At 75.3% G+C, this 980-nt stretch carries 3 protein-coding genes; 1 reads left to right on the top strand and 2 read right to left on the bottom strand.

Going from position 1 to position 980, the window contains the following annotated elements:
* A partial coding sequence (locus AC1D1T_RS32720; RefSeq protein WP_477993522.1) for a hypothetical protein occupies positions 1-273 on the top strand: 273 nt, incomplete at its 5' end.
* Here AC1D1T_RS32720 and AC1D1T_RS32715 read toward each other — a convergent pair.
* Positions 260-577, bottom strand: coding sequence for a chaperone modulator CbpM (locus tag AC1D1T_RS32715; protein WP_477829177.1), 318 nt, complete (start codon positions 575-577; stop codon positions 260-262). The genes AC1D1T_RS32720 and AC1D1T_RS32715 overlap by 14 nt on opposite strands.
* A 1-nt stretch (position 578) precedes the next feature.
* Positions 579-980: DnaJ C-terminal domain-containing protein (locus AC1D1T_RS32710; RefSeq protein ID WP_477993520.1), on the bottom strand; the 402-nt coding region annotated here is incomplete at its 5' end.

Raw genomic sequence — 980 nt, 5'->3', positions numbered from 1 at the left:
GGCCTGGCGACGCTGGCGGCGGGCAACCTCGCGATGCTGCAGTGGTTCCGCGGCGGACGCGATGCGCTGGCGGTGCGCAACGGCAGCTTCGACCTGCTGGTGCTGGGGGTCGCGGCGACCTTCTCGCTGCTGCTGCTGGTGCCGCAGCTCGCACGGCTGTTCGGCCTGCCGGTGCTGCCGGCCAGCGTGGTGCTGCCGCTGCTGGCGGTGCCGGCCGTGGTGTCGGGCTGGCGGCTTGCGCGGGGGAGGCGCCGCGCGCTCAGCGGGGCCTGAACGCGTCGAGCTGCCGCCGCAGCGCGTCGATCTCGTCGAGCAGCTGCAGCACCAGCGCCGTGCCGCCGGGACCGAGTTCCAGGTCTCGCGACAGGCGCAGCGCCTTGCGCGCGCGGGCCAGCTCGCTGCCGCTGAAACGCCAGCGCTCCGGCGCCTCGCCCTGCGGCGACAGCACGCCCTCGTCGACCAGCGCGACCAGCCGCTCGGGTTCGGTGCCGCAGACCTGCACCAGCTGCGTCAGCGTGAACTGGTGTGTCTCGTCGACGACGACCGCGTCGACGCTGATGGATTGCGCGTGTGCCATGTCAGCCCTCCAGTTCGCTGCGCGCATCGAACCCGCCGAACGCGCGGCCGAGCGCCGCATAGGCCTCGCGCTGCGCGTCGTTCGTGGCGGCCGGCACGCGCACCGCCAGCAGCACGTACAGGTCGCCCGGCGGCGTGCCCGGCAGCCCCTTGCCCTTCAGGCGCAGCCGCCGCCCGGCGGCCGAGCCGGCTGGCACCGTCAGCTCGATGCGGCCGTCCGGCGTGTGCACCGTGACGCTCGCACCGAGCGCGGCCTCCCACGGCGCGACCGGCAGCTCGAGCGTGACGTCGCGCCCGTCGATGCTGAACTGCGCGTGGGGTGCGATCTCGATCTCGAGGTACAGGTCGCCCGCCGGCCCGCCGCCGAGGCCCGGCGCGCCCTGGCCGGCCAGGCGCAGCTGCTG

The organism is Rhizobacter sp. P2_H3 (assembly GCF_056403355.1).
Note: the sequence above shows the minus strand (reverse complement) of the source record. Positions and strands in the feature narration are given on the sequence as shown.

Excerpts from the sequence above, each read along its gene's own strand:
- AC1D1T_RS32715 (WP_477829177.1), bottom strand. The coding sequence starts at position 577 with ATGGCACACGCGCAATCCATCAGCGTCGACGCGGTCGTCGTCGACGAG.